The 23,581-nt window shown below is 68.9% G+C and carries 18 protein-coding genes and 1 tRNA gene; 5 read left to right on the plus strand and 14 right to left on the minus strand.

The window, feature by feature from the left end:
• Positions 1–15: 15 nt before the first annotated feature.
• The 3 genes from BM144_RS17030 (at position 16) to BM144_RS17040 (ending at position 4,938) form a co-directional block, all read left to right on the plus strand.
• On the plus strand, positions 16–2,940 hold the full coding sequence (locus tag BM144_RS17030) for a hybrid sensor histidine kinase/response regulator (RefSeq protein ID WP_245783706.1): 2,925 nt from the start codon (positions 16–18) through the stop codon (positions 2,938–2,940).
• An 85-nt stretch (positions 2,941–3,025) separates the two neighbouring features.
• On the plus strand, positions 3,026–4,444 hold the full coding sequence (locus tag BM144_RS17035; RefSeq protein WP_092954860.1) for a sigma-54-dependent transcriptional regulator: 1,419 nt from the start codon (positions 3,026–3,028) through the stop codon (positions 4,442–4,444).
• Positions 4,445–4,659: 215 nt separating this feature from the next.
• Positions 4,660–4,938, plus strand: a complete 279-nt coding sequence (locus tag BM144_RS17040; RefSeq protein ID WP_092954863.1) for a KGG domain-containing protein — start codon at positions 4,660–4,662, stop codon at positions 4,936–4,938.
• A 237-nt stretch (positions 4,939–5,175) separates the two neighbouring features.
• On the opposite strand, the gene BM144_RS17045 is transcribed toward BM144_RS17040, so the two are convergent.
• From BM144_RS17045 to BM144_RS17065, 5 genes are all read right to left on the minus strand, one after another.
• A tRNA-Lys gene (locus BM144_RS17045) sits at positions 5,176–5,251 on the minus strand.
• Positions 5,252–5,346: 95 nt separating this feature from the next.
• Positions 5,347–6,324, minus strand: a complete 978-nt coding sequence (locus BM144_RS17050; RefSeq protein WP_092954866.1) for a GMP reductase — start codon at positions 6,322–6,324, stop codon at positions 5,347–5,349.
• Positions 6,325–6,522: 198 nt separating this feature from the next.
• Positions 6,523–7,290: a hypothetical protein gene (locus BM144_RS17055; protein WP_245783702.1), complete on the minus strand. Its 768-nt coding sequence runs from the start codon at positions 7,288–7,290 to the stop codon at positions 6,523–6,525.
• A gap of 81 nt (positions 7,291–7,371) precedes the next feature.
• The gene (locus BM144_RS17060) at positions 7,372–8,391 is read right to left on the minus strand and encodes a Bug family tripartite tricarboxylate transporter substrate binding protein (protein ID WP_092954869.1); all 1,020 of its coding nucleotides are present in this window, start codon (positions 8,389–8,391) and stop codon (positions 7,372–7,374) included.
• A gap of 55 nt (positions 8,392–8,446) precedes the next feature.
• Positions 8,447–9,625, minus strand: a complete 1,179-nt coding sequence (locus tag BM144_RS17065; RefSeq protein ID WP_092954872.1) for a M20 family metallopeptidase — start codon at positions 9,623–9,625, stop codon at positions 8,447–8,449.
• Positions 9,626–9,812: 187 nt separating this feature from the next.
• On the opposite strand from BM144_RS17065, the gene BM144_RS17070 reads away from it, so the two are divergent.
• Complete coding sequence (locus BM144_RS17070) at positions 9,813–10,682, plus strand: MurR/RpiR family transcriptional regulator (protein ID WP_092954875.1); 870 nt, start codon at positions 9,813–9,815, stop codon at positions 10,680–10,682.
• A 67-nt stretch (positions 10,683–10,749) separates the two neighbouring features.
• Entirely contained in the window at positions 10,750–13,230 is a 2,481-nt protein-coding gene (locus BM144_RS17075) for a UvrD-helicase domain-containing protein (protein WP_092954878.1), read from the plus strand.
• A 47-nt stretch (positions 13,231–13,277) separates the two neighbouring features.
• Here the strand turns inward: BM144_RS17075 and BM144_RS17080 are convergent, their stop codons facing one another.
• From BM144_RS17080 to BM144_RS17120, 9 genes are all read right to left on the minus strand, one after another.
• Positions 13,278–13,808 (minus strand): phage tail protein, encoded by a 531-nt coding sequence (locus BM144_RS17080; RefSeq protein WP_092954881.1) that lies wholly within the window; start codon positions 13,806–13,808, stop codon positions 13,278–13,280.
• A 13-nt stretch (positions 13,809–13,821) separates the two neighbouring features.
• A complete protein-coding gene (locus BM144_RS23325) occupies positions 13,822–15,075 on the minus strand; it encodes an ABC transporter substrate-binding protein (RefSeq protein ID WP_092954883.1) in 1,254 nt (417 codons plus the stop codon).
• A 7-nt stretch (positions 15,076–15,082) separates the two neighbouring features.
• The gene (locus tag BM144_RS17090; protein ID WP_092954886.1) at positions 15,083–16,132 is read right to left on the minus strand and encodes a sulfotransferase family protein; all 1,050 of its coding nucleotides are present in this window, start codon (positions 16,130–16,132) and stop codon (positions 15,083–15,085) included.
• Positions 16,120–16,965 (minus strand): aspartyl/asparaginyl beta-hydroxylase domain-containing protein, encoded by an 846-nt coding sequence (locus BM144_RS17095; protein ID WP_092954890.1) that lies wholly within the window; start codon positions 16,963–16,965, stop codon positions 16,120–16,122. Before BM144_RS17095 ends, BM144_RS17090 begins: the two co-directional genes overlap by 13 nt.
• Before the next feature lie 34 nt (positions 16,966–16,999).
• Positions 17,000–17,905, minus strand: coding sequence for a hypothetical protein (locus BM144_RS17100; RefSeq protein ID WP_092954893.1), 906 nt, complete (start codon positions 17,903–17,905; stop codon positions 17,000–17,002).
• Between the two features lie 176 nt (positions 17,906–18,081).
• Positions 18,082–19,275 (minus strand): DUF1513 domain-containing protein, encoded by a 1,194-nt coding sequence (locus tag BM144_RS17105; RefSeq protein WP_092954896.1) that lies wholly within the window; start codon positions 19,273–19,275, stop codon positions 18,082–18,084.
• Between the two features lie 4 nt (positions 19,276–19,279).
• On the minus strand, positions 19,280–20,413 hold the full coding sequence (locus tag BM144_RS17110) for an imelysin family protein (RefSeq protein WP_092954899.1): 1,134 nt from the start codon (positions 20,411–20,413) through the stop codon (positions 19,280–19,282).
• Positions 20,410–21,900, minus strand: a complete 1,491-nt coding sequence (locus BM144_RS17115; RefSeq protein WP_092955060.1) for a di-heme oxidoreductase family protein — start codon at positions 21,898–21,900, stop codon at positions 20,410–20,412. Before BM144_RS17115 ends, BM144_RS17110 begins: the two co-directional genes overlap by 4 nt.
• 14 nt (positions 21,901–21,914) lie before the next feature.
• Positions 21,915–23,138, minus strand: a complete 1,224-nt coding sequence (locus BM144_RS17120; protein WP_092954902.1) for an imelysin family protein — start codon at positions 23,136–23,138, stop codon at positions 21,915–21,917.
• Positions 23,139–23,581 lie beyond the last annotated feature (443 nt).

The raw sequence follows: 23,581 nt of genomic DNA on the forward strand, positions 1-23,581 counted from the left end.
ACTTATCTGGTCGTGATGATCCTGGTGGCCACGTTGCCCATCGGTCTGTTGCTGACTTACAAAGTTGCTGCAGAGCTGATGGTTTCTCGCCATCGCCTTGATTCTGCGCTGGCTCACAGCGCGTCCAGTTCAGCCCAGGCAGTGGGCGTTGAAATGGGTTCCACCGTCGATTCGTTGTTCGCTCTGGCCAACACAGACGCCCTTCGGAGCGGACAGGTCGCATGGCTCGAGCGCTGGCTGCATCAGCGGCCACTCATTCGGCCTCAATGGCGCAGCGTGTTCCTTGTGGGCATCGATGGTCACCTCGTGTTCGATACGGCGCAGGACCCCGACGCCAAGGCAAAGCCGGATGAGTATGCCGCCGTATTGGCGCGAAAGGCGCTCGGTGCCGGCCATGCCGTGGTGTCCGAAGCCGTCTGGTTGGCGGGGGAGCAGGCCATGACAGGCATCGCAGTTCCCATCAAGGTGGGCGGCAAGGAAGGGTATGTGCTGGGTGCGAGGTTGGAGGCGGGTGTGTGGCAGCGTCTTTTGACGACCGCGTCGCCTCCTGACGGAGGGTTCATCGCTCTGATCGATGCACGCCAGAATGTTCTGGCAGCCTCTGGTGGTCTGTCGCAGGGTCGGCAACTCCTTCCTACCGGTGCGGGGCGTGCCCTCGCGCGCATGGGCGACGCCAGCATGGCTGAGCCCGCCATCGCAGCATGGCGGCCGGTCGCCAACTCCGACTGGCACATTAGTGCGGGCATGCCGGCGGCGCCTATCGAGGCGGCAGAGCGCCATGCGGTGTTGTCTGCGCTTGCCACGATGGGTACCTGCCTGCTCGTGGGAGTGACATTGGCGTTGCTGGTGGCTGGCCGCATCGCGCAACCTCTGCAGTTGTTGGCTCGGGCCCAGCGGTTGCCGCCTTCCCAACGTATTCCCGTGCGCGAGATCGCGCTTTTGCGGGATGCTCTCTGGGCGGCTCAGCGGCGCGATGCCACGGCGCACCAGCGTCTGCATGCCAAGGCGGCGGAATTCGAGGCCTTGTTCGAAAACACCCCCATCGGCCTCGCATTTGCTGATGGAGCCGATTGCGGACAGGTGGTCTACAACCCTGTGATGCGTGGGTTGTTGGGTGTTGCCGATGAGGAGGACTGCCGGGACGTTCCCGCGCAGATCTTTCGTGGCGGAAAGTTGCTGTCCGCAGAAGAGCAACCGCTGCAACGCGCTTGCCGGTTGGCGCAAGCCGTCGGCCCGATGGAGTTGGAGATCCGCGTGCCGGGCCGTCCGCCGCTCTCTGTGGTTGCCAGCGCGGTCCCCCTGCTGGATGAAGGTGGAAGACCGCGCGGTGCGATCAGTGCCGTGACCGACATCACGGAACTGTTGCAAGTGATGGCGCTGTGGCTGGCCGCGGATCGGAAACGCCAAGAAAAGCAGAGCCTCATCGATCTCGCTTGCCAGGAGGGATATGTCGGTTTCTTCGAGTACAGGTTCAGCCCCTCCGAGATGGTCTGGACCGCCGGGCAGGAGGGGTTGTTTGGCCGCGATCTCGTGAGTGGCTCGGGTGATGTGCGAGCGCCGCGCGGCTTGAACGCCTGGATTTCGCTGGTACACGAGGACGATCGGGCAGCGCTGCGCCAGGTGCTCGCTCGCTCGCTTCGTGCGCGGCAGCCCCGGGTCCATCTGGAATATCGCGTCGCAGCGGCACCCTCGGATGCCCCCAGGTGGTTGTCCAGCAGGCTCCTGCTGCGCTATGGGGTGCGAGGCAAACCCGAGCGGCTGGTAGGAATCACCGTCGACGTCACGGAGCAGAAAAATGCGGAGCAGCGCAGAGCGCTGCAATCTCAGCAGGAGCAGGCGGCCCGGCAGCAGGCCGAGGCTGCCAACCGCGCCAAGGATGAGTTCCTCACGATGTTGAGTCATGAACTGCGCAATCCTCTGGCGGCCATTGCCGCAGCCTCGGATGTGCTCTCGTCGGGCTCCGGCGGCCCCGACACGGCAGATCAAGCGCTCGTCATCATCCAGCGCCAGACGCAACATCTGGCCAGCATGATGCGCGACCTGCTGGATGTAGGCCGGGTGCTGCGGGGAAATGCGGTGCTTTCGCGCAGGCCCACCGATCTGTCGGAGCGGGTCCGCAGCGTGCGTGAATCGCTTTCCGTGGGTGGCGAGATGCGCAGGCATGCATGGTCGTTCGATTTGCAGCCGGCATGGATCAGTGGGGATGCGACACGCATCGAGCAGATCGTCGTGAACCTGCTGCAGAACGCTATCAAATACACTCCGGAGGGTCGAAAAATCGACGTGACGGTGTCCTGCTCGGACGACGCGGCAATCCTTTGCGTGGCGGACGCCGGCGATGGCATCGATGCGGCGTTGCTCCCGCATATCTTTGATCTGTTCATGCAGGGTGAGCGGATGCTCGATCGCCAGGATGGCGGTCTGGGGGTCGGACTCACATTGGTCCAGCATCTCGTGGAGCAGCACGGAGGCACGATCAATGTGGCGACCTCGGACGCCGGAACGGCCTTTACCGTACGCTGGCCGCGTGTGGCGCCGGTCGACATTGCGTCTGCGGTCGAGCTACAAGCGCGACCGCGGGGCCCTTCGCGCCGCATCGTCGTCGTGGAAGACAATGCAGACATGCTCCGCTCCGTGGGGGCCTATCTCACGGGCAAGGGCCATGCGGTGCACACCGCCGAGAACGGGCTCGACGGCTTGGTCCTGATCATTGCGGAGCGGCCCGATGTCGCGATCGTCGATATCGGCCTCCCAGGGGTCGATGGGTATGAAATCGCTTTGCGGGCAAGAACCGCGGGCTATGCCGGGCGGATGGTGGCCGTGTCGGGGTATGGACAGGCAGAGGACATCGCCAAGGCCTACAAGACCGGATTTGACGATTACCTGGTCAAACCCATCACGATGGAGCAATTGCAGGCTGCAATGGACAGAACACCTTGAAAATGTTTATTCACTCGTGCCCGCGCCGCAAGGCGGAGTCGGTTAATCCAACAGCCACGTTGCGGCGGTGCATTTCGGAGGTCCCATGGGGTTGGCTTTGATCGTGGATGACGATGCCGATGCAGCAGACATGCTGGCGGCATTGTGCAGTGCCGAGGGCTACCATGCAGCCACGGCGCACACCCTGGAAGAAGCGCGCAAGAAGATGGTCCTGCAACCTCCCGACGTGGTGCTGCTGGATCTGCATTTGCCTGACGGAAACGGTTTGTCGTTCATGAGCGAGCAGTCGCTGCGTTCCAACACGCAGGTGGTTCTCGTGACAGGACACGCCACCCTCGAAACATCGATCCAGGCCCTGCGGCTGGGCGCGGCCGACTATTTGGTGAAGCCGGTCAGTCTGTCGCAGTTGCGCGGCGTGCTGTCCCGCGTCATGCCGCCTTCGGTCATCGCTGCGGAAATCGAGTCCTGGCGCAAGACGGTGGATGAAACCGGGCGGTTCGGCCATCTGGTGGGGCGTTCCGCGGGCATGCGGCAGGTTTATGAACAGATTGCGCGAGTGGCCGGTACGTCCGTGACCGTGTTTGTGACGGGGGATAGTGGGACCGGCAAGGAACTGGTGGCCCGTACGGTGCACGATCTGAGCCGGAGACGGTCGCAACCGTTTCTAGCGATCAATTGCGGTGCCATTTCGCCCCATCTCATGGAGAGCGAGATATTCGGCCACGAAAAGGGCAGCTTCACCGGCGCGGAGCGCCAGCACCAGGGATTTTTCGAGCGTGCCCACGGAGGCACGCTGTTCCTCGATGAAGTCACCGAAATGCCGATGGAACTGCAGGTCAAGCTGCTGAGGGTGCTGGAGACCGGTACTTTCATGCGCGTCGGCTCGACGGTGGAGCGTGCGACGGATGTGCGGATCGTCGCGGCGACCAACCGGGACCCGCTGTCTGCGGTGGCAGGAGGGGCCTTGCGTGAAGATCTTTTCTACCGCCTGAATGTTTTCCCGATCGAACTTCCGCCGTTGAGAGAGCGTTCCGAAGACATCTCTCTGCTCAGCGCCCACTTTCTTGCTGCCATTGGCCAGAAGGAGGGGCGGGCAAAGCGCATGGAGCCTCAGGCGATCGAGCGATTGGAGCGGTATCGCTGGCCCGGCAATGTGCGTGAATTGCGCAATGTGCTCCAGCGGGCCTATGTGATGGCCGAGGGCGACACTATCACGGCGCAGTGGCTGCCGACCAATGGGGTCGAAAACGCTACCTCTGCCCAGGATCCCCGCACGGGTCGTTCGCCGCAGGAGGAGGGGGGCACCGACTCGCCATCTCAGCTGCGCGTGGATGTCGGTACGTCGATCGCAGATGTGGAGCAGCAGCTCATCCTGCGCACGCTTCGCCATTTCGATAACCACAAGGAGCGGGCGGCAGCCGCGCTCGGTGTCAGCCTCAAGACGCTCTACAACAAACTCAAGGCTTACGAGAGTACGGCCGCGACCGATTCATCGCCTCGCTGATGCGGGCAGGGGTTGCCGCGTGCCCGCGGCATACCGTTTGCACTGTCGATGGTGCCTGGCAGCCCCGCCAGGCATTCCCCTTTTAAACCCGCTTCGCAGCGGGTTTTTTTTGCCGGGAGGCCGGGCACGCCGTTTGCCCTAACTCAAGCGTGGCCCCGGCAAAAGGCCGGGCTGCATTTTTCCATCCATTTCCTATTTCTTGAGAGGAGCGGCACATGGCCAACACCCCAACGAACGAACGCGATACGGGCAAGGATGTACGGGCAGACGATGCATTGAAATCAGGGGCTCGCCGGACTGGACCTGCTCGGCGGGGATTCGCTGGCATGGATCCGGCGCGTCAGCGCGAGATTGCATCCTTGGGCGGCAGGGCGGCACATGCCAGCGGCAACGCCCACCAATTCACGTCTGAAGAGGCGAGGGAAGCGGGGCGAAAAAGCCACCGCAAGTCGGCCGCGTCCGCAGACAATGCCGCTGCCAGCGCGAATCCCTGAAGAGGTGTCGCAATCCAGGCCCGCCTTTGGCGGGCCTTTTTTATGGGGTGACGGGTGGGCCGGGCTGGGAGGTATTCGGCGCTGAGTGCACGGGACTGACCGACTGACCGTTGGGAATTCTTGCGGTAAAAATCGCTCGCGACCTGAGAGCCCATTGAAAAGATCGCGGCCCTTGTTCAACGGTGGCTGGACAAAAGAAAAAGCGCTACAGCCGATCGACTGTAGCGCTTTCAATGGTGGTGGGTCCTGAGTGACTCGAACACTCGACCTACGGATTAAGAGTCCGCTGCTCTACCAACTGAGCTAAGAACCCACAGCTTTAAACTGTGTCTGCGTTGCAGCAGAGCCTCGAATTATGCACCAGCTTTTCTGTTGTCTGCAAGACTGGCAGAGAAAAATCTCTGCCGATCACATCAACAGGTGCTCGCCGGCGTTGTCTCCGCCCAGGATCACGTAGTTCACCTTGCGGATGTCCATGAGTTTCCTGCCGCCGGCGTAGCTGACGGAGCTTTGAACGTCCTGCTCCATCTCGACCAGCGTGTCGGCAAGGCGGCCCTTGATCGGTTCGAGGATCCGCTTGCCTTCCACGTGGCGGTATTCGCCCTTGTTGAAGTCGCTCGCGGAACCGTAGTACTCCTTGAACAATTGGCCGTCCACCTCCACCGTCTGGCCGGGCGATTCCTCATGGCCTGCAAACAGTGAGCCGATCATCACCATGGTGGCGCCGAAGCGGACGCTCTTGGCGATGTCGCCATGGTCCCGGATGCCGCCGTCCGCAATGATGGGTTTGGTGGCCACGCGCGCACACCACTTGAGCGCCGAGAGTTGCCATCCGCCCGTGCCGAAGCCCGTTTTCAGTTTGGTGATGCACACCTTGCCGGGGCCGATGCCGACCTTGGTCGCGTCCGCGCCCCAGTTCTCGAGGTCGATGACCGCCTCGGGCGTACCGACGTTGCCTGCGATCACGAAGGATTGCGGCAAATGTTCCTTCAGGTAGGCAATCATGGCCTTCACGGTGTCTGCGTGGCCATGGGCGATATCGATGGTGATGTACTCGGGCGCAAGGCCTTCCGCCACCAGCCGGTCGACGGTGTCGTAGTCGCTGCGCTTCACGCCCAGGGAGATGGATGCGAAGCAGCCGGCGGCATGCATGTCGCGGACGAACTGCACGTTGTCCAGGTCGAAGCGGTGCATGACGTAGAAATATCCGTTGCCGGCAAGCCAGCGGCAGATCTTCTCGTCCACCACGGTCTTCATGTTGGCCGGCACTGCGGGCAGGCGGAAGCTCCGCTCGCCGAGGGTGACGCTGGTGTCGCATTCGGACCGGCTTTCCACGCGGCATTTGCGCGGCAGCAGCAGGACGTTGTCGTAATCGAAGATTTCCATGAGTTCCAAGCTCCATCGAGGGACGCGACGGAAGGATTTCCGACGCGGTGGGCGCTTGGCTTGCCCTGCCGGCCTTGCGGGAGACGCCGCACGTCGCGTGGGCGGCTCCGAACCCTGCAGTGCGCAGGCGCAAAAAACCGGGCGACAAAAAACTTGGGCCCGGTGTCTGATTTTACCGGTCAGTGGGAATATCCCTCTTCACGGCAAGGATCCGCACTGCGATCGCGCGGCCAGGGCGATGCGCCCCGACGCATCTTCGACCCAGGCGGCGACGAACAACCGTTCGGCTTGCGCGCCCTCGGGCAGGCGCATCGACCGCAATTCCTGCAAAGGCTGGGCGGATGCCGAGCGGTTGGCAGGGGCTTCCCAGGTCCCCTGCAGCATGCCGCGGACCACCGAGCGCTCGACGGGCGACCGCTCGGTGCCTGAGGGGAGGGTCTCGGCGAGCACCAGCGTGTACCGGTAGGGGCCGGCCGGCAGCGAAGGGTTTTTGCGCAGCGACAGCGATACGCCGATGTAGTCGTTCAGCGGCAGCCCATGGGCCACGCGCAGGCCCCGCGCGCGGCTGCCGGCAGCGTTCGGCGCCAGCTCGGCCACATGCGTGTCGGAGCCTTGCGGAGCCGGGCGGCCGAGCTGCCGCAGGCGCTCCAGCGCTTCCGGAATGGCGGCCGCGGACAGCGGCGCCTCATCACCCCGGCTGCCTGGGGTGATCCAGTCCAGAACGAGTGCAGAGGGCGACGGAGCATGGCGTGGCGCACCGGCCCAGCAGGCCTCGCAGTCGGCGTTCAGGAAGCGTTCGTACAGCACCGGGGGCACGGGCGTGCCGTCGCTGCTGCAACTGCTCTGCGCCAGGGCCGCACCCGCGGCGGAGCCCAGGAGGATGCCGGCGATCCAGCACGCCGCAGGGACGGCGTGCCGGGCGGATCGGGGCTGAAGGGCGCTGCGGCGCGGGCGGGCAAAGAACATGGCGGGAGGTCCGTACGGATGACAGGCCATGTTCCCACATCTCCTGCGACGTGGGCAGGTGCTGAGCGCGGGGAAACCCCGTTACTCGGGCTTGATGTTGGCGCGGCGCACGACCTCGGCATAGGTGACGAGGCGCTCGCCCATCATTTTCTCGAAGGCGGCAGGTGTCATGTCCTCGGGGGGAATCACGCCGCGCGCCTTCAGGTTTTCCACCATGGCGGGGGATGTGGCCACCTTGCGGATGGCCTGGTGGAGCGTGGCGACGACGGCCGGCGGCGTGCCCGCCGGCGCGGCGATGCCCGTCCAGGAGGTCTGGTTGAGCTGCGGGTAGCCCAATTCCGCGAAGGTCGGAACGTCGGGCAGTTGCGGCAGGCGGGTGGGGGAGGCGACCGCCAGGGCCCGCAGCTTGCCGGCCTGGATGTGGGGCAGGAAGATCACCAGGTTGTCGAGCGTGAACTGCACCTCGTTGCCCAGCACCGCCGTGATGAGCGGGGAGCCGCCGCGGTAGGGGACGTGGACGGCCTTGGTGCCCACGACCATCTGCATCATCTCGACATTGAGCTGGCCCATGCTGCCCGACCCCGCGCTGCAGAAGTTGAGCTCGCCCGGCCGGGCTTTCACATAGTCCACGAATTGCGCGAAGGTGGTCGCGGGCACGCTGGGGTGCGTGACCAGGACGTTCGGCTGGCGGCCGAGGATCGCGATGTTGTCGAAGTCCTTCACGGGGTCGTAGCCCAGGTTGGGCTGCACCAGCGGATTGGCGAGGTGGCTGCTCTGCGATGAGGCCACCAGGGTGTAGCCGTCGGCCTTGGAGCGGGCCACGAACTGTGCGCCGATGGAGCCGCCCGCGCCGGGCTTGTTGTCGATCACCAGCGTGGCGCCGAGCGTGCGTGCCAGCGCGTCCGAATACTGGCGCGCCATCACGTCCACCGAGCCGCCGGGCGGGAACGGCACCACGAGGGTGATCGGTCGGGACGGGTATTTTTCTGCGGCAGCCATGGCGGGCAGGCCCGCAAGGCCCAGGCCGGCGGCCGCGCCCGCGGCAAGGAGCTGGCGGCGGTTCAGGCTGGAAGCGGGGGCGGAAGGGTCGGAAGATTGCATGGCAGGAGTCGGGAAAGGATGGATGGAGACGCGTGGACGGTCGGGCTGAGGCGGTTCAGCCCAGCGCGACCAGAGTGAGGGCGAGCGCCTGCGCGCGGGGCACGAAGGTGGCGAGGTCGCAGAATTCGCGCTCGCTGTGTGCATAGCCGCCCACGGGGCCCAGCGCGCACAGCGTGGGGATGCCCATGGACGAGGTGATGCCGCTGTCCGCAGCGCCGCCCGTGAATTCGCCTTCGACCGCGAAGCCCACCTGGGCCGCGCTGTGCTGGTAGGCCGCGAGCAGGTCCGGTGGCGTGGGCGCCATCGGCAGGGTGCCGGTCTGGGCCGTGACGCGGCCGCTGGTGCGGGGCACGGACTCTTGCGCGACGATGGCATGGATGCGGGCCAGCAGGGCCTGCAGGTCGTTCTGTGCGGTGTAGCGCAGGTCCACGTGGGCCTTGGCGAGCGGGGCCACCACGTTCGATGCCATGCCGCCCTGGATGAAGCCGACATTGACCGTGACGCCGGGCTCGGTGCCGTTCAGCGCATGCAGCGCCAGCACCTTGTGCGCCAGGGCTTCGATGGCGCTGGCGCCCTGTGCAGGGTTGATTCCGGCATGCGCCGCCACGCCCTGGACCTCGAAGTCGATGCGGTAGGAACCCTTGCGTTCGGTGACCACGTTGCCGCTGATGCGGCCGGGCTCGGCGTTGAGCACGGCGCGCGCGCCCTGCGAGATCTCGCGGATCGCCGTGCGGCAGGCGGGTGAGCCCACCTCTTCGTCGCAGGTGAAGAACAGGTGCACGGGCGAGGCGTTGCCGCCGAAACGCGCCAGGGCCTCGGCCACGAACACGTTCATCACCAGGCCGGATTTCATGTCGGCCACACCGGGGCCGTAGGCCTTGCCCCCTTCCACGCGCCACGGGCGCTCGGCCGCCGTTCCCAGGGGGAAGACGGTGTCCATGTGGCCCATTAGCTGCAGATGCCCACCGGTCGCCGTGCCCTGGCCGGGAATGCGCGCGAACAGGCATTCACCCCAGCCGGGCTCGGGCCGGGTCTCCACCGCGATGCCTGCCGATTCGAGGCGTGCACGCAGCAGTGCGGCCACGCGGACCACGCCCTCGGCGTGCCCGCTGCCGCTGTCGGTGTTCACCACCTGCCGCAGGAGATCGGCCATCGCGTCCTGTTGCGATGCCAGCCAGTCCAGCATCGGGCGGGTGCCGTCCGCCGGCGCGAGGGAAGAAGGAGAGGTGTGCATGGGAATGAAATGAAAATTTCAATAATCATATGGTTATGAAACGTACATTGCAATCCGGCGACGCGCTGCGCCGGGATGCGGCGGCCCATGGCCCACACCCGTCTATGCTGCAGGCCCGGCGGAACGGGCCGGCGTTGCGCCTGCGGGCCACCCACCGCGCGCTTTTTCTTGAATCAACGGATTCCCCATGCTCCTGACCGAACGGCTCGCCGCCCAGGCCTCCACGCTCACCGCCAGCGAGCGGGCCCTGGCCGATGACCTGCTGCGCCACTATCCCGACGGGTTGCTCGACTCCGCAAGTGCCATTGCCGCGCGCACGGGCACCAGCGCTTCCACGGTGGTGCGGATGTTCGCCAAGCTGGGGTACGGCAGCCTGGCGGAGGTGCGCCGGGAGGCGCGGTCGGTCGTCACCTCGCGCTTGCAGACGGCGGCGCAGCGCGCACCGGCCACCCTCGGCGGCACGCGCAGCCTGGAGGAGTGCCTGGAGGACGCCTTGCTGCACGACCAGCACAACCTCGCCGCCACGCGGCGGGGGCTCGACATGCCCACCTTCGAGGCCGTGGCCCGGGTGCTGGCGGAGAGCCCGGGGCGGGTCTTCGTCATGGCCGAGAAGAACAGCATGCCGGTGTCCGGCTATCTCGCGATCCACCTCAACATGTGCCGCCCGCAGGTGCACGAGCTGGGCAGCGGCGCGCCCTTCGCGGTGGACCGCATGCTGTGGATCGAGCCCGCCGACGTGCTGCTGGTCTTCACGGTCCGGCGCTATTCGAACGGCGCGCTGCTGGCGGCGCGGCATTTCCGGGAACGCGGTGCGACGGTGCTGGCCGTGACCGACAGCCCAGTCGCTCCCATCGTGCCGCATGCGCACCACAGCCTGGTGGTGCACACCGCGAATGCCTCGCCCTTCGACTCCTACACCGCGGCGTTCTTCCTGGACAATGCGCTGGTGTCCGCGGTGGCCCAACTGCGCCGCAGCGAGGTGGGGCAGGCGCTCGAACGCCGCGATGCGCTGTGGAAGCGCTTCGAGTCCGACGCGCTCGACGGCCTGCGTCTCTGACCCCGCGCGCACTCCTGAAAGACCGGAGGCGCCGGCTGCGCAAAGGCGGGCTTCCTACAATGGCGCCATGCTTCCCCAAGACCTGTTTTCCGGCGCGCCAGCGCCTGCCGGTGCTGGCCCCTTCGGTGCCGGCGATGCCGGACCGCAACGCACTCCGCACGACGCCGCGCAGTCCCCGCTGCTGCAGAACCTCAACCATGAGCAACTGGCGGCGGTCACGTTGCCGGCCGGCCATGCCCTGATCCTGGCGGGGGCCGGCTCCGGCAAGACCCGTGTGCTCACCACCCGCATCGCCTGGCTGCTGCAGAACGGCTATGCCACGCCGGGCGGCATCCTGGCCGTCACCTTCACCAACAAGGCGGCCAAGGAGATGACGGCGCGGCTCTCGGCCATGCTGCCGGTGAATGTGCGCGGCATGTGGATCGGCACGTTCCACGGCCTGTGCAACCGGCTGCTGCGCGCGCACCACAAGCTGGCGGGCCTGCCGTCCACCTTCCAGATCCTCGACACGCAGGACCAGCTCTCGGCCGTGAAGCGGCTGTGCAAGCAGTTCAACATCGACGAGGAGCGCTTCCCGCCCAAGCAGATGGCCTACTTCATCAGCGGCTGCAAGGAAGAGGGGCTGCGCCCCGGCGACGTGGACGCGCGCGATGCCGACGGGCGCAAGAAGGTCGAGCTCTACCAGCTCTATGAAGAGCAGTGCCAGCGCGAAGGCGTGGTGGACTTCGGCGAGCTGATGCTGCGCAGCTACGAGGTCCTGCGCGACAACGATCCGATCCGGGCGCACTACCAGCGGCGCTTCCAGCACATCCTGGTGGACGAGTTCCAGGACACCAACAAGCTGCAGTACGCCTGGCTCAAGCAGCTCGCGGGCGACATGGAGGGCGGGCGCCTCGTCACGCAGGGCAGCGTGCTGGCGGTGGGCGACGACGACCAGAGCATCTACGCCTTCCGCGGTGCGCGCGTGGGCAACATGCAGGATTTCGTGCGCGAGTTCGATGTGCGCCACCAGATCAAGCTGGAGCAGAACTACCGCAGTTTCAGCAACATCCTCGATTCGGCCAACGCCCTCATCAGCCACAACAGCCGCCGGCTGGGCAAGAACCTGCGCACCACGCAGGGCCCCGGCGAGCCGGTGCGCGTGTACGAGGCGCCCACCGACCTGGCCGAGGCCCAGTGGATGGTGGACGAGATCCGCCAACTGGTGCGCAACGACGGCTTCGAGCGCCGCGAGATCGCCGTGCTCTACCGCAGCAACGCGCAGAGCCGGGTGATCGAGTCGGCGCTGTTCAACGCCGCCGTGCCCTACCGCGTGTATGGCGGCCTGCGGTTCTTCGAGCGGGCCGAGGTCAAGCATGCGCTCGCCTACTTGCGCCTGCTGGAGAACCCGAACGACGACACGAGCTTCCTGCGCGTGGTGAATTTCCCGCCGCGCGGCATCGGGGCGCGCACGGTCGAGGTGCTGCAGGATGCGGCCCGCAGCGCGGGCTGTTCGCTGCACGATGCCGTGACGGCCGTGCCGGGCAAGGCGGGTGCGAACCTCGGCGCGTTCGTGGCCCTGGTGGACGTGATGCGCGAGCAGACGCAGGGCCAGACGCTGCGCGGCATCATTTCGCAGATGCTCGAAGCCAGCGGCCTCGTGGAGCACTACCGTGCCGAGAAGGAGGGCGCCGACCGGCTGGAGAACCTGGACGAGCTGGTCAACGCGGCCGAGAGCTTCGTGACGCAGGAGGGCTTCGGCCGCGATGCCGTGGCGCTGCCCGTGGACGAGCACGGGGCCAGCCTGCGCCAGAGCCCGGCGAGCCAGGGTATCGACACCCGCAGCCCCGTGATCGACGAGCCCCTCGCCCCGCTGCCGGGCGACGTGGATGCCGACACGGGCGAGACGCTCTCGCCGCTGGTGGCCTTCCTCACCCACGCGGCGCTGGAGGCCGGCGACAACCAGGCCCAGGCCGGGCAGGACGCCGTCCAGCTCATGACGGTGCATGCGTCCAAGGGGCTGGAGTTCGACGGCGTGTTCATCGGCGGCATGGAGGAGGGCCTCTTTCCGCACGAGAACGCCATGAGCGACCGCGAGGGGCTGGAGGAAGAGCGGCGCCTGATGTACGTGGCCATCACGCGCGCCCGCAAGCGGCTGTACCTCAGCCATTCGCAGACGCGCCTGCTGCACGGCCAGACCCGCTACAACATCAAGAGCCGGTTCTTCGAGGAACTGCCCGAGGCTGCGCTCAAGTGGATCACGCCCAGGAACCAGGGATTTGGTAGTTTTGCTCCTAATTCAGGAGCAAAGAATTCAATGAATCCGGCGGCATGGGGTGGTTTTGGCTCCAAGTCCGAGAGCTTTGCCAGCCCACCCGTGCCGCCGCAGAAGGCGCCGCCCGCGCACGGCCTGCGCGTGGGCCTGGCCGTGTTCCACACCAAGTTCGGCGAGGGCAAGGTGCTGGCGCTCGAAGGGGCGGGCGACGACGCGCGCGCCCAGGTGAATTTCCCGCGGCACGGCACCAAATGGCTGGCACTGTCGGTGGCCAAGCTCACCGTGGTGGATTGACAGGGGGGCGGGTGGCGGCGCCGCGCCGCTGCCCGCTCCGGCACGCCTCAGTTGCGGGACGGGAAGGTTCCCACCAGCGCGATGATGAAGTTGAGGCTCAGGTAGGGCTGCATGTTCTCGTGGGCAGCATTGCTCCCGGCCAGCCCCGTCATGACCCCGGCCAGGCTGCCGTCGGGCGCCTGGTTGGTGTACTGGTTGTCGCGCCGGTCGGATGTGGCCAGGTACCTGCCGTTGGGCGTTCCGGAGTTGCCGGCAGTGCTGCTGACCGGCACTGTCGTGGTGTGGTTGTGCATCGGCATGTTGCTGATGTTGAGCGTGACGCTCTCCTGCCCGCCCAGTTGCCCCTGGGTGTAGAAGCTTCCGCCCAGCAACTGGCCCGTTCCCAACGGCACGCGCCCGCGCAGATCGGGCAGGGCGAAGGTGGAGACACCGTTGCCGCCGTAGGTGGTGCCCAGGATCGAAAACAGCGCGGTGTTGCTGGAGATCGCGAGCTGCTGCCCCCAGCAGAAAGCCCAGTTCCGGGGGGCGTAGTTGCCTGCGAACAGGGAGATTTCACCGATGAATGGATCTGCGGCCATGAGGGTCTTCCAGTTAAGTCACGAGATAAGGGGTGTTCCAGCCGCTGCAGCCGGAGGTGCCCCGCAGGCAGGATGGGGCGGGCTGCGCCAGGGCCAGCCCGTTGCTGGAGGCCGCCGGTAGCGCGCTGCCGCGAAGCCAGTGGGTGCCGTTGCGCTCGCCGTTGGCCGGGTCGCGGTGCCGTGCTCCGCGGGGGGCATTGTCCGGGTCGGTGTGCAGCAGGGCCAGCCGGTCGGCGCCCGGGCCGCTGTGGTGCCACCGCGCGAAGCGCTGGCCGGCCTCGAAGCCCAGCAGGGCGGGGCCGCTCAGGTCCGCGTGTGCCGCGCCGGCGCCGGCGCCGCGCGGCGCGCAGCGCTCGGCGATCGAGCGGCATGCGTCCGAGCCGGCATTCCACGAGGCCACGCTGGCCCAGCCGGGAGGCGGTGGCGCGCCGCTGCCTGCAGGCCCCTGCGAGAAGAGCGATCCCGCCAGCGGAAGCCGGCCGGCCGGCTGCCACCGGCTCCACTGGCGCTGGAAGCGCAGGGCCTGCTGGCCCGAGTACAGGGCCACCACGAAGTCCGCGCGCGCGCCATGCAACGCCGTGCGCAGGCCGGCGAACTCTTCGGAGCCGTCCGGCAGGCCCGATACGTGCACGGCGGACACCGTGCCGCCGGCCGCTTCGAAGGCGCGGCGGAATGCGTGCGGAAAGTCGTACCCACTTTCCAGGAAACCCATGCACAGCACGGCCCGGTGGCCCCAGCGCCGCGGGGCTTCGCGCCCCAGCACGGCACAGGACTGCCACAGCTCTAGCGTGTGCGGGATGAGCCAGGGCGACGGGGTGAAGCGGTGCTCCGGCACCCGGTCGGCACCGGTGTCGCTCGCCAGGAACGGTACCTGGCGCGACTCCAGCAGCGGCACCAGTTCCCGTGCGGTCTGCACCGGCAACCACCCGGCGAGCGCGCCCACGGAGCCCGATTCCACGGCGGCCCGCGCCTGCCGCAGCGCGGCCTGGGGGCTGCGCCCGTAGGGCATCGGCAGCCACGCCGGCGGAGGCAGGCCGGAGGCTTCGGTGCCCGCGTCCAGCCCGGCCAGGAATTCCGCCGCCAGGGCCGGGTAGCGGGACGATTCGGGCAGCAGGACGCCGACGGTGCGCGCGGCGCTGCGTTGCGGCACCTGCGCTGCCAGCGCCGGTACCGTGGCGGTGCAGGCCACGGTGGCCGCCGTGGACACCGAGGTGCCCAGGAAGCCGCGCCGGCCGAGTTGCACGGTGGTGGAGGTTGAAAAGGTCATGGCGTTGTCACCCGGCTTCAAAAGCCTCGGAACGGGAACCGGTGGCGTGCACGGGTGCGTTGCCGGTCGCTGCGCGCAGGGCTTCCAGCGTGTCGTAATGGGGAGCGATCCATTGCGCCGCGAGTTCCAGCACGCGGGGCGATGCCTGCTGGCGCTTGCGCTGCGCGTCGGGAGCGAAAGGGTGGTTCGGGTGCTTGGCATGCACCGCGAACGTGGATTCGATCTGCAGGGCGGCCTCCGGGCCGGGGACCATGCCGAAATGCGGGGCGACGGCGGACAGGATGGCCGAGGGCAGTTGCCGGTAGTCGAGCAGCAGCGTCCGCTCCGGGCGGAACTGCCGCACCATGGCCTCGTAGATGCCGCCCAGGCTGCGTGCGCAGTAGGCCTCGGGTCCCATGCGCAGGGCGTCGTCGAACGCGATGCCGGCCGGATCGACGCCGAGCGGCCCGCCGGGGATGAGGTACGCCGCGCGCTGCTGGAGCTGCGACACCAGCACCTCGACCGGATCGCGGTAGAGAAAAAGCCAGGGTGCGTCGGGCCAGGCCTGCGCGATGCGTTCGGCATACCCCGTGGCCCAGCAGTCGCACTTGACCACCAGATGGCGGGCGCCGGTGAGCTGCCCCGGCCGCGGCGGCTGCGCCCAGGCGCTGGCCACCGCCCGCGCGGCGGGGATCGCCAGCGCCGCGTCCAGCGTGGGCAGCATCGCTTGCGCGCGCAGCAGGTCGTCCAGCAGCGGTGCTTCCGAGAGCGCCACGTGGCCGTCGATCGCCGCGAAGGCCTGGGCGACCAGCGTGGAGCCGCAGCGCGAGACGTGGAAGACGATGCCCGATGGCGCGAGCCCCGGCGAGGCCTCGGCCCAGTCCAGCAGGTCGGACAGCGGCGTCTGGCGGCGGAAGGCCTGGTGGAACGGGTGGAACAGCGCGTCCTGCACGCCGTCCGCGAAGAACGGCGCGCGCGTGACTCCGGGGGGCGCGCGCATCCAGTCCACCAGCGGTTCGCCGCCGGCCCCTGCATAGACGCGGATGGGCGACCAGCCCTCGTAATTCAGACCACCCATTGCTGCATCCACGCTTGGCGCCCGGAGGCCATGGCGGAGACCACCTCCGCCTCGGTGAAGGCCCATCCCCGCGCGCCGCCGAGCGCGATGCAGGCCTGCGCGAAGTCCTCGCGCGAGTAGATGCCCAGCAGCTGGTCCTGCAGTGCCGGATCGCCGAAGACCTGCTCGCGGAACTGCGCGAACCGCCATTGCGGGTCCTGGGCGTGCGGATAGGGCTGCCCCGCATCGCCCGCGGCGATGGCCGCGCGCAGCCGGGGCGTGGCTTCGCAATCCAGCACGAGGTGCAGCCGCTCGGCGGTGCCCTGGTTGGTCACCCGGTGCGGCAGGGAGAAATCCGCATACCACCACTCGGCCGCGCGCATGGGCACGCGCTGCCCATCCACGTGGAAGAACACTTCGCCGTGCGTCAGCAGCGGCAGGTGCAGGCGGACCTCGCCGTCGCGCAGGCCCACGCCCGCGTCGGTGTGTTCCCGGATGGCTCCGCCGGGCACGAGGCGCAGCACGCGCACCGATTTGAGCGGCGCGTCGCCCGCGATGCCGGCCACCAGGGCCCGCACGGCCGGGCACTGCGCCATCGCGCCTTCGTCCTGGAACAGATCGGCCGCGAACTCGCCCGGTGCGGCGGGCAGCGGCGAACGCGGCGTGCTGCGCAGCGCCGCTACGTGCCAGCCGCCGTTGTGCTTCGCCAGATTGAAATGGGGGCCCCAGGTGGTGTCCGGCAGCGCGAGCACCTCCTGCAGCGCCGCCGCCGTTCCGGCCACGCCGTGCGCCAGCCGCCGGGCGTGCGGAAACGCGACGGGCGGCACGGTGTCCGTGGGGAGCGGGGCGGTCATGGAAGGAGGAGCCGTGGGCAGGCTGCGGCGGGCATCACTGCGCGCAGATGGCGTAGGCCGAGCAACTCTGCAGGTTCGAGCGATACGAATTGAGGGCGCGCACCGACCAGCCGAATGTGCCGGCGTTGCCGCCGCAGTTCGCCACCGGACGGCTTTCGCCCAGGTACACGCCGGCATCTTCGGGGTCGGCCTGGCCCGTGCTCGCGGCGTGGCCGCCGCCCAGCACCTTCTCGCCCGCGTTGCAGCACGCAGTGACCGCACAGACCTGGGCGTTCACCGGCGACTGCGTGATTTCCCGGACCGTGACGCCGGCGCTCAGGGACCCCGCGGCGCCGGTCGCGCCCGTGGCGCCGGTGCTGCCGGTGGCGCCTGTCGCGCCGGTGGACCCCGTGGCGCCCGTCGGGCCTGCGGGGCCCATGGCCCCGGTTCCCCCCGTGGGGCCGAGGACGCCCGTCGATCCGGTGGCGCCCGTGGGACCCGCAACGCCCGTCGCACCCGTGGGGCCGGCGGTGCCTGTCGCCCCGGTGGCGCCCGACGGGCCCGTGGCCCCTGTCGGGCCGGCCACGCCCGTGGCTCCCGTGGGACCCGCGCTGCCGGTGGCCCCCGTGGCGCCGGCCGGACCGGTCGCACCCGTGGCCCCCGTGGCACCGGTCGCGCCGGTGGCACCCACCACGGCCGCACAGTGGCCCAGCACGCCGCCCGGGCCGTGGCACACCGGCGTGCCCTGCTGGGGTGCCGATGCCAGGCCGGGGACCGTCACCGCGCCCGAGGCTTCGTCCACGCGCAGCCGGATCTGCGTCTTGTCGCTGCTGGTGACCGAGAAGCCGCCGTTGGGAGGCGGGGCCAGCACGATGTCCGCCGCAAGGACGGCATGGTAGTGCAGTGCGCCGGCGCACAGGGCCGCGATCAGGTGTTTGCGTTGCGGAGGAAGGAAAAACATGGAGGCCCCGGAAGAATCGCCGGAGTGTAAGGAAAAGCCTCACAAAAGCCCACGTCTTGTAATGTCTTGTATTACTTTTTTTTGGATTGTGATTCGATGTAACCCGGCTGTGCGTTATGAAATGCACGCCGGTCGGGACTTGGCGTTTCCATGCGGTCCCGCATCGGAGGCATCGGCTAGCCGCGGCGCGGCGCGGGGTACCAGTGGTTGTCGATGCGCGCTCCGGCCAGCGTTCCGCGGTGCGGGTGCGCCTGGGGCGCGGCGCCGTGGGCATCTTCCAGCGTGCGATCGAGCCCCGCGGCCCAGAGTGCGTTTTCTCTCACGGCCAGCGCGCATACCTCCGCCAGGGGCACCAGGGCGCGCCACTCGCCCTGCGCGCCGAACGTGGCGAGGCCCTGCGCGCGTGGGCAGCTCACGGCCCAGCCGGCCGGGGTGGCGGCGATGCTGCCGCCGTACCCCCGCAGGCCGCCGGGCAGCGCGTCGGGCGCGGGCGAAGCCGGCCGCAGCGCCGAGCCGTCGAACAGCGCCAGCACGGGCGCGGCATCGCGCGCCTGCGGGTCCGCGTGTTCCGCCTGCAGCGCGATGCCCAGCACGGTGCCCTGCGGGTTCCACGCCAGGTGCCGCAGGCTGAGCCGGCGGTCGTCCAGGCGCCATTGGCCCATCACTTCCCCGGTGCGGCCATGCAGGCGCACGATGGACGAATCCATGGTGTCCAGCGCGCGCTTCACCCGGCCGGTTTCCGGTGCGGTGGGCACGCCGCCGTTGGCCACCAGCAGCGTGGGCATGCCATCGGCCGGGTGGCGCCGGTCCCAGATGAGCTCGTGCGCGTCGATGCCTTGCGTGGACCACTCGCGCACGGTGTTCAGGCGCTCCAGGTCGCGCTGGACCACGAAGCTGCGGCCCGAGTCGGCATCGGTTTCGGTGGTGTAGAGACGGCTGCCGTCGGGCGAGGCGATCACGTGGCCATTGAAGGAGCGGCTGCCGTCCGACCATTGCCAGACGGGCGCGCGTGCGGTGCCCGGCCACCAGCGCACCAGCCAGTCGCCGGGCCTGCGCGAGGCCGCGACCACGCTGCCGTCGGGCAGGGGGCAGAGGCCGTGCGCGCGCGTGGGGATGTCCAGCGCATGCACCGCACGCAGCGGCGTGTCGCGGCCCGCGGAGGTCTCCAGCACGCCGATGCGGTAGCTGCCGTCCTCCTGCTGCCAGGCGGCCGCCAGGCGCAGGGCGCCGGCAGGCGATGCCGGTCCGCCGGCCCATGCGGCGGACAGCGGCACTGCCAGCCCCCACCCTGCGCCGAGGCGCAGCACCTGCCGGCGCGAGAGGCGCAGCCGCGCTGCCGGGGTGCCTGCATCCAGGCGCTCTGCGGCCATGGTGTCAGTCCCCGTCGGCATCGGAGAAGCCGATGCTCACCTGCAGCGCCGGCGCCACCTCGGCTTCTGCCAGGCGCTTGAGCGCGCTCAGTTCCCTGGCCGCCTGCAGCACCTGCGGGCCGCCCTGGGCGGGGCCTGCCTTTTCGGCGGCCGCCATCGCGGCGTCGATGCGCAGCGCGGTGGCACGCAACTGGTCGGCCAGGGGGTTGAGCCCGCGGCCGCGCAGGTAGGTCTCCAGCGGCACCAGGCCCTGGCCCGGGGCCGCCAGCGGCGTGCCGGTCGCCTGTACCGTGAGCGCGCGCAGGGCCGCCCATTCGGCCGCCCAGGCGGTGGCGGCCTGGCCGCTCGCCATGCGCGGGTAGTCGGGCGCACGCGTGCCCTGCGCGGCGCGCAGCGGCTTTTCCATGTGGGCCCAGCGCAGGCGTTCGATGCCACCCACCCACTGGTTGATGAATTCGCCCATGGCCTGGGTGGATCGCTCCTGTTCTTCCTCGGCGCCCCAGTCGGTGCCGGCGGCGCCCTCGAAGGCCGATTGCAGCGCCACCGCCTCGCGCTCCACGTCCAGCGCCACTTCGACCGCATAGGCGCAGGCGGGGCTGCGCGGTGCGGCGGGCTGGGTCCAGAGCAGCCATTCGAGCGCGGGCAGGCCCTTGGCGGGCGTGCCGATGCGCTCGAAGGCCTGTGCGCCCTGCGGTTGTGCCTTGATGGCCCGCTCGATGAGCTGCGGCCGGGTGGGGGCGAAATCGATCTGCCGCTGCGTGCGCCGCGCGATCACCGGGCCCACGGCCACGGCGCCCAGGCGCTCCCACGCGAGCATCGCGGTGCGCCAGGCGGTGCGCGCGGGCTCCAGCGCGGGCGGCGCCCCCGCGCCGGCGGCGGCGGGCGCCTCGCACAGCGACCGCAGGGCGACCGGCAGGGCCTGCGCCGCGGCGGCGAATTCGCGCGAACGCGGCAGCGCCCAGTGCGCGTACAGGCTCTGCAGCGCATGGGTGGTGTCGTAGAACGGCACGGCATCGTGCTGCCAGGCCGGCGTGGCGGGGGCGGCAGCGCGTGTCTGCGCGGCCGTGCCGCCCGCGAGCGCGAGCACCAGGGATGCGGCCAGCACGGAGCGGCGCGCGAGGAGGGTGCGGTGTGTCATAGCGATTCCACGAATTTCACGAGGGCCTCCCGGTCGGCCTTGTCCATCTTGAGCACGTTCTGGCGGGCGTCTTCCGCCTCGCCGCCGTGCCACAGGATGGCTTCGAGCACGCCGCGCGCGCGGCCGTCGTGCAGCAGGCGCGTATGGCCGTTCACGTCCTTGATGAGGCCGATGCCCCAGAGCGGCGGCGTCTTCCACTGCCGGCCGCTGGCCAGGAAGTCGGGGCGCCCGTCGGCCAGGCCTTCGCCCATGTCGTGCAGCAGCATGTCGGTGTAGGGCCAGATGCGCTGGCCCGAGAGCGCCTTGCTCGTCAGGTGCGGGAAGGGGCCTTCCTTGGTCACGTAGCTCGGGCGGTGGCAGGCCGCGCACTGGGCCTGGGCGAAGAGCGCCTGGCCGCGCAGCACGGCGGCGTCGTTCACGTCGCGGCGCGCGGGCGGGGCCAGCGTGGCCTGGTAGAAGACCACGTCGTCGAAGGTCTTGTCGTCGATTTCCACGCCCGCCTGCCCGCGTGCGCCGGCGCTGCGGCCGCTGGGCGATTCGCCGCAGTCCACCTGCGTGGTGGTGCAGTTCTCGCTGGGGAAGTCGCGCGAGGTGATGCCCATGTCGCCGATGAAGGCGCCGCCCGTCTGGTGCGAGATGGTGGCCACGTTGGCCTTCCAGCCGAAACGGCCGAGCATCTTGCGGCCCGAGGGCGCGTCCCACACGTGGTTGGGAATGCCCTTGATCGGGCCGGGCGTGGCGGCCTGGTCGGCGGCGTTGGCGAGGATGTCGGCCTCGGCGATCGCCTCCAGCAGGCCCACGCCGATGATCTGCGGCGCGATGCGCGGGCTCAGCATGGTCTTGGCGTGCAGCGGGCCGTAGCCGAGGTTGCGCACGCCGTAGTGGGGCTTGAGCAGCGCGTAGGGCGTGCCGTCGGCGAAGCGGCCCTTGACCGTGTCGTAGCGCAGCGTGACCGTGCCCTCGGGCTTCACGCCGTGCACGGCCGCGGTGTTGAGCTGGTCGCCGTAGATGGGCTCCGGGTTCGGGCCGCCGTGCGGGTCGGCGCCGGGGATGGACAGGCGGATGAGCAGCGCGACGGTCGGGTCGCGCGTTTCGCCGAGGCGGTTGAAGATCTCCGGCGGCTCGCCGCGGCCGTCCTGCACGTGGCAGCCGCCGCACGAGCGCGCGATGAAATGCGGGCCCAGGCCGTCGCGCGCCTTGGTGGACGCGCCGGCCTCCACCCAGTTGCGCTTGAAGAACGAGTTGCCGATCACGAAGCGCGTGCGTTCGGCATCGTCCAGGTTGGCGGCCGGGAACGAGAAGGCGTTGCGGCCGGTGGCGTACACCGTGGTGGCGCCGCCGGTCTTCTCGCCCTGCGGATCGGGCGGGTCGGCGGCGGTGGCGCCGCCGGCCGAGAGCAGCGCCCCGGCGGCGGCCAGGCCCGTGCCGGCCAGCGCGGCGGCGGACCAGAGCGCGCGCCGGCGCGGCGTCGTCTGCGAACGGATCATGTCGCGCGCGGCCTTCACGGTTGCACGAGGGTCAGCTTGGTGATGCCGATGGCGTTGGCGGCCTCCACCAGATCCTTGCTCTGCTGCGTGAGGCTGTCGATGGTCTTCTGGATGCGCTGGCGGCCCGGGGCATCCTTGCCGCCGATGATCTCGCGGTCGAATGGCGCCTGGATGCCTTCGGCCGCCTTCACGGAGGCGGCGATCTGCTGCGTGGTGCGCTCGGCCAGCGCGGCGTCCTTGGCGGCGACCAGGTCGCGCAGCGAAGCCCCCTTGACGGTGCTGCCGTCGGCGCGCTTGTACTCGCCGAGCCAGACGTTCTGGATGCCCTGCGCGTTCGTCACCGCATCGCGGTGGGTGTTGTCGGAGAAGCAGGAGTGCTCGTCTTCCTGGTCCTGGCTGTTGAGCGCCACCTCGAGCCGCTCGCCCGCGAGTTCGCCGCGCGAAAGCGAGCCCAGGCCGACCAGCATCTTGCGCACCGATTCCGTGCCGCCGCGCACGAACTTCGCGCGGTAGTTGTTGGCCGATTTCGGCGCCCAGGCCTTCACGAGGAAGCTCAGGTCGTCGATGAGCAGGTCGGTGACCACGTTCAGGTACTGGCGGCGGCGGTCGGCGTTCTTCGCCTTGCCGTCCACGAAATCCTCGAAGTTGCGGTCGCCCGGGCCGGTCTCGGAGAGGTCCTGGCCCCACAGGAAGAATTCGATGGCGTGCCAGCCGGTGGCGATGTTCTCTTCGCCGCCACGCTCGTTCTGGGCAGCCAGGTTCTTCTTGGTGATGGCGAACTTGCGGTTGTTGACCAGGCCGGCATCGGGCTTGCCCTCCACGCTGTCGACGTACGACTCGTCCATGGGCCAGGCGTTGATCTGCCCTTCGGGGCCCTTCTCGTCGTCGATGGGGCCGCCGTAGAAGCGGAAGGCCTCGGTCTGGCCGTAGAACTCGCGCGCGGCCAGCCAGGTCTTGCGGGCTTCGGCCAGCGCCTCGGCCGACGGCTTGGCCGTGAAGGCCTTGATGGCCGCCTGCATGGTGCGCGCGGCGGTCAGCGTGTCCTCGTAGTTCGCATGCGCCAGCACGGCGTACTGCGCCGCCACGGCGGCCGGCGTCGCGGCGGCGCTGGAGGCGGGCGCGGCGGCGGATGCGCCCGCGCCCTGCGGAGCCTGTGCCTGGACCACCCCCGTGGTGCCGAGTGCGGCGGCGGCCAGCAATCCGGCGAGAACGGTGGTCTTGAACGAGGCGGTGGTCATGGCATCTCCTGAAATGAATGGGGACAGAGCGGCGCGGGAAACGGGTTCCCCGCACCATCCGTGCGGCCGGGGCGGCGCGGTGCGCGCCGTGGCGGACGGTGCAGAAGGTCCGGGGCGCATGGCGTGCCCCGGCGCGCCCGGCGTCCCGCGCGGAGCAGACCCCTCCCGGTCCGCACCGCCGCGCGACGCGACGAGCCGAGGCATTATAAGAATGAGATTAATTATCATCTCCGCTCAGGCCGTTCCGGGGCTGCCTGCCGTCCCCGGTCCCGTTCGGAATACGGGCCTGCTCTGGCTCTATTGCTATCGAAAAAATAGCAAATTATTCAGCAGGGACAACGGCATGGAAGGGATTTTTGCCATACCTGCTGGCCTGCCGCGGGCCCGCTGCGCCGGCCCAATAAAAAAGCGAGGCATGAAGCCTCGCTGGATGATCCGGCCAC

Origin of the sequence: Paracidovorax konjaci (assembly GCF_900112675.1) — a bacterium.
GTDB lineage: Bacteria > Pseudomonadota > Gammaproteobacteria > Burkholderiales > Burkholderiaceae_C > Paracidovorax > Paracidovorax konjaci.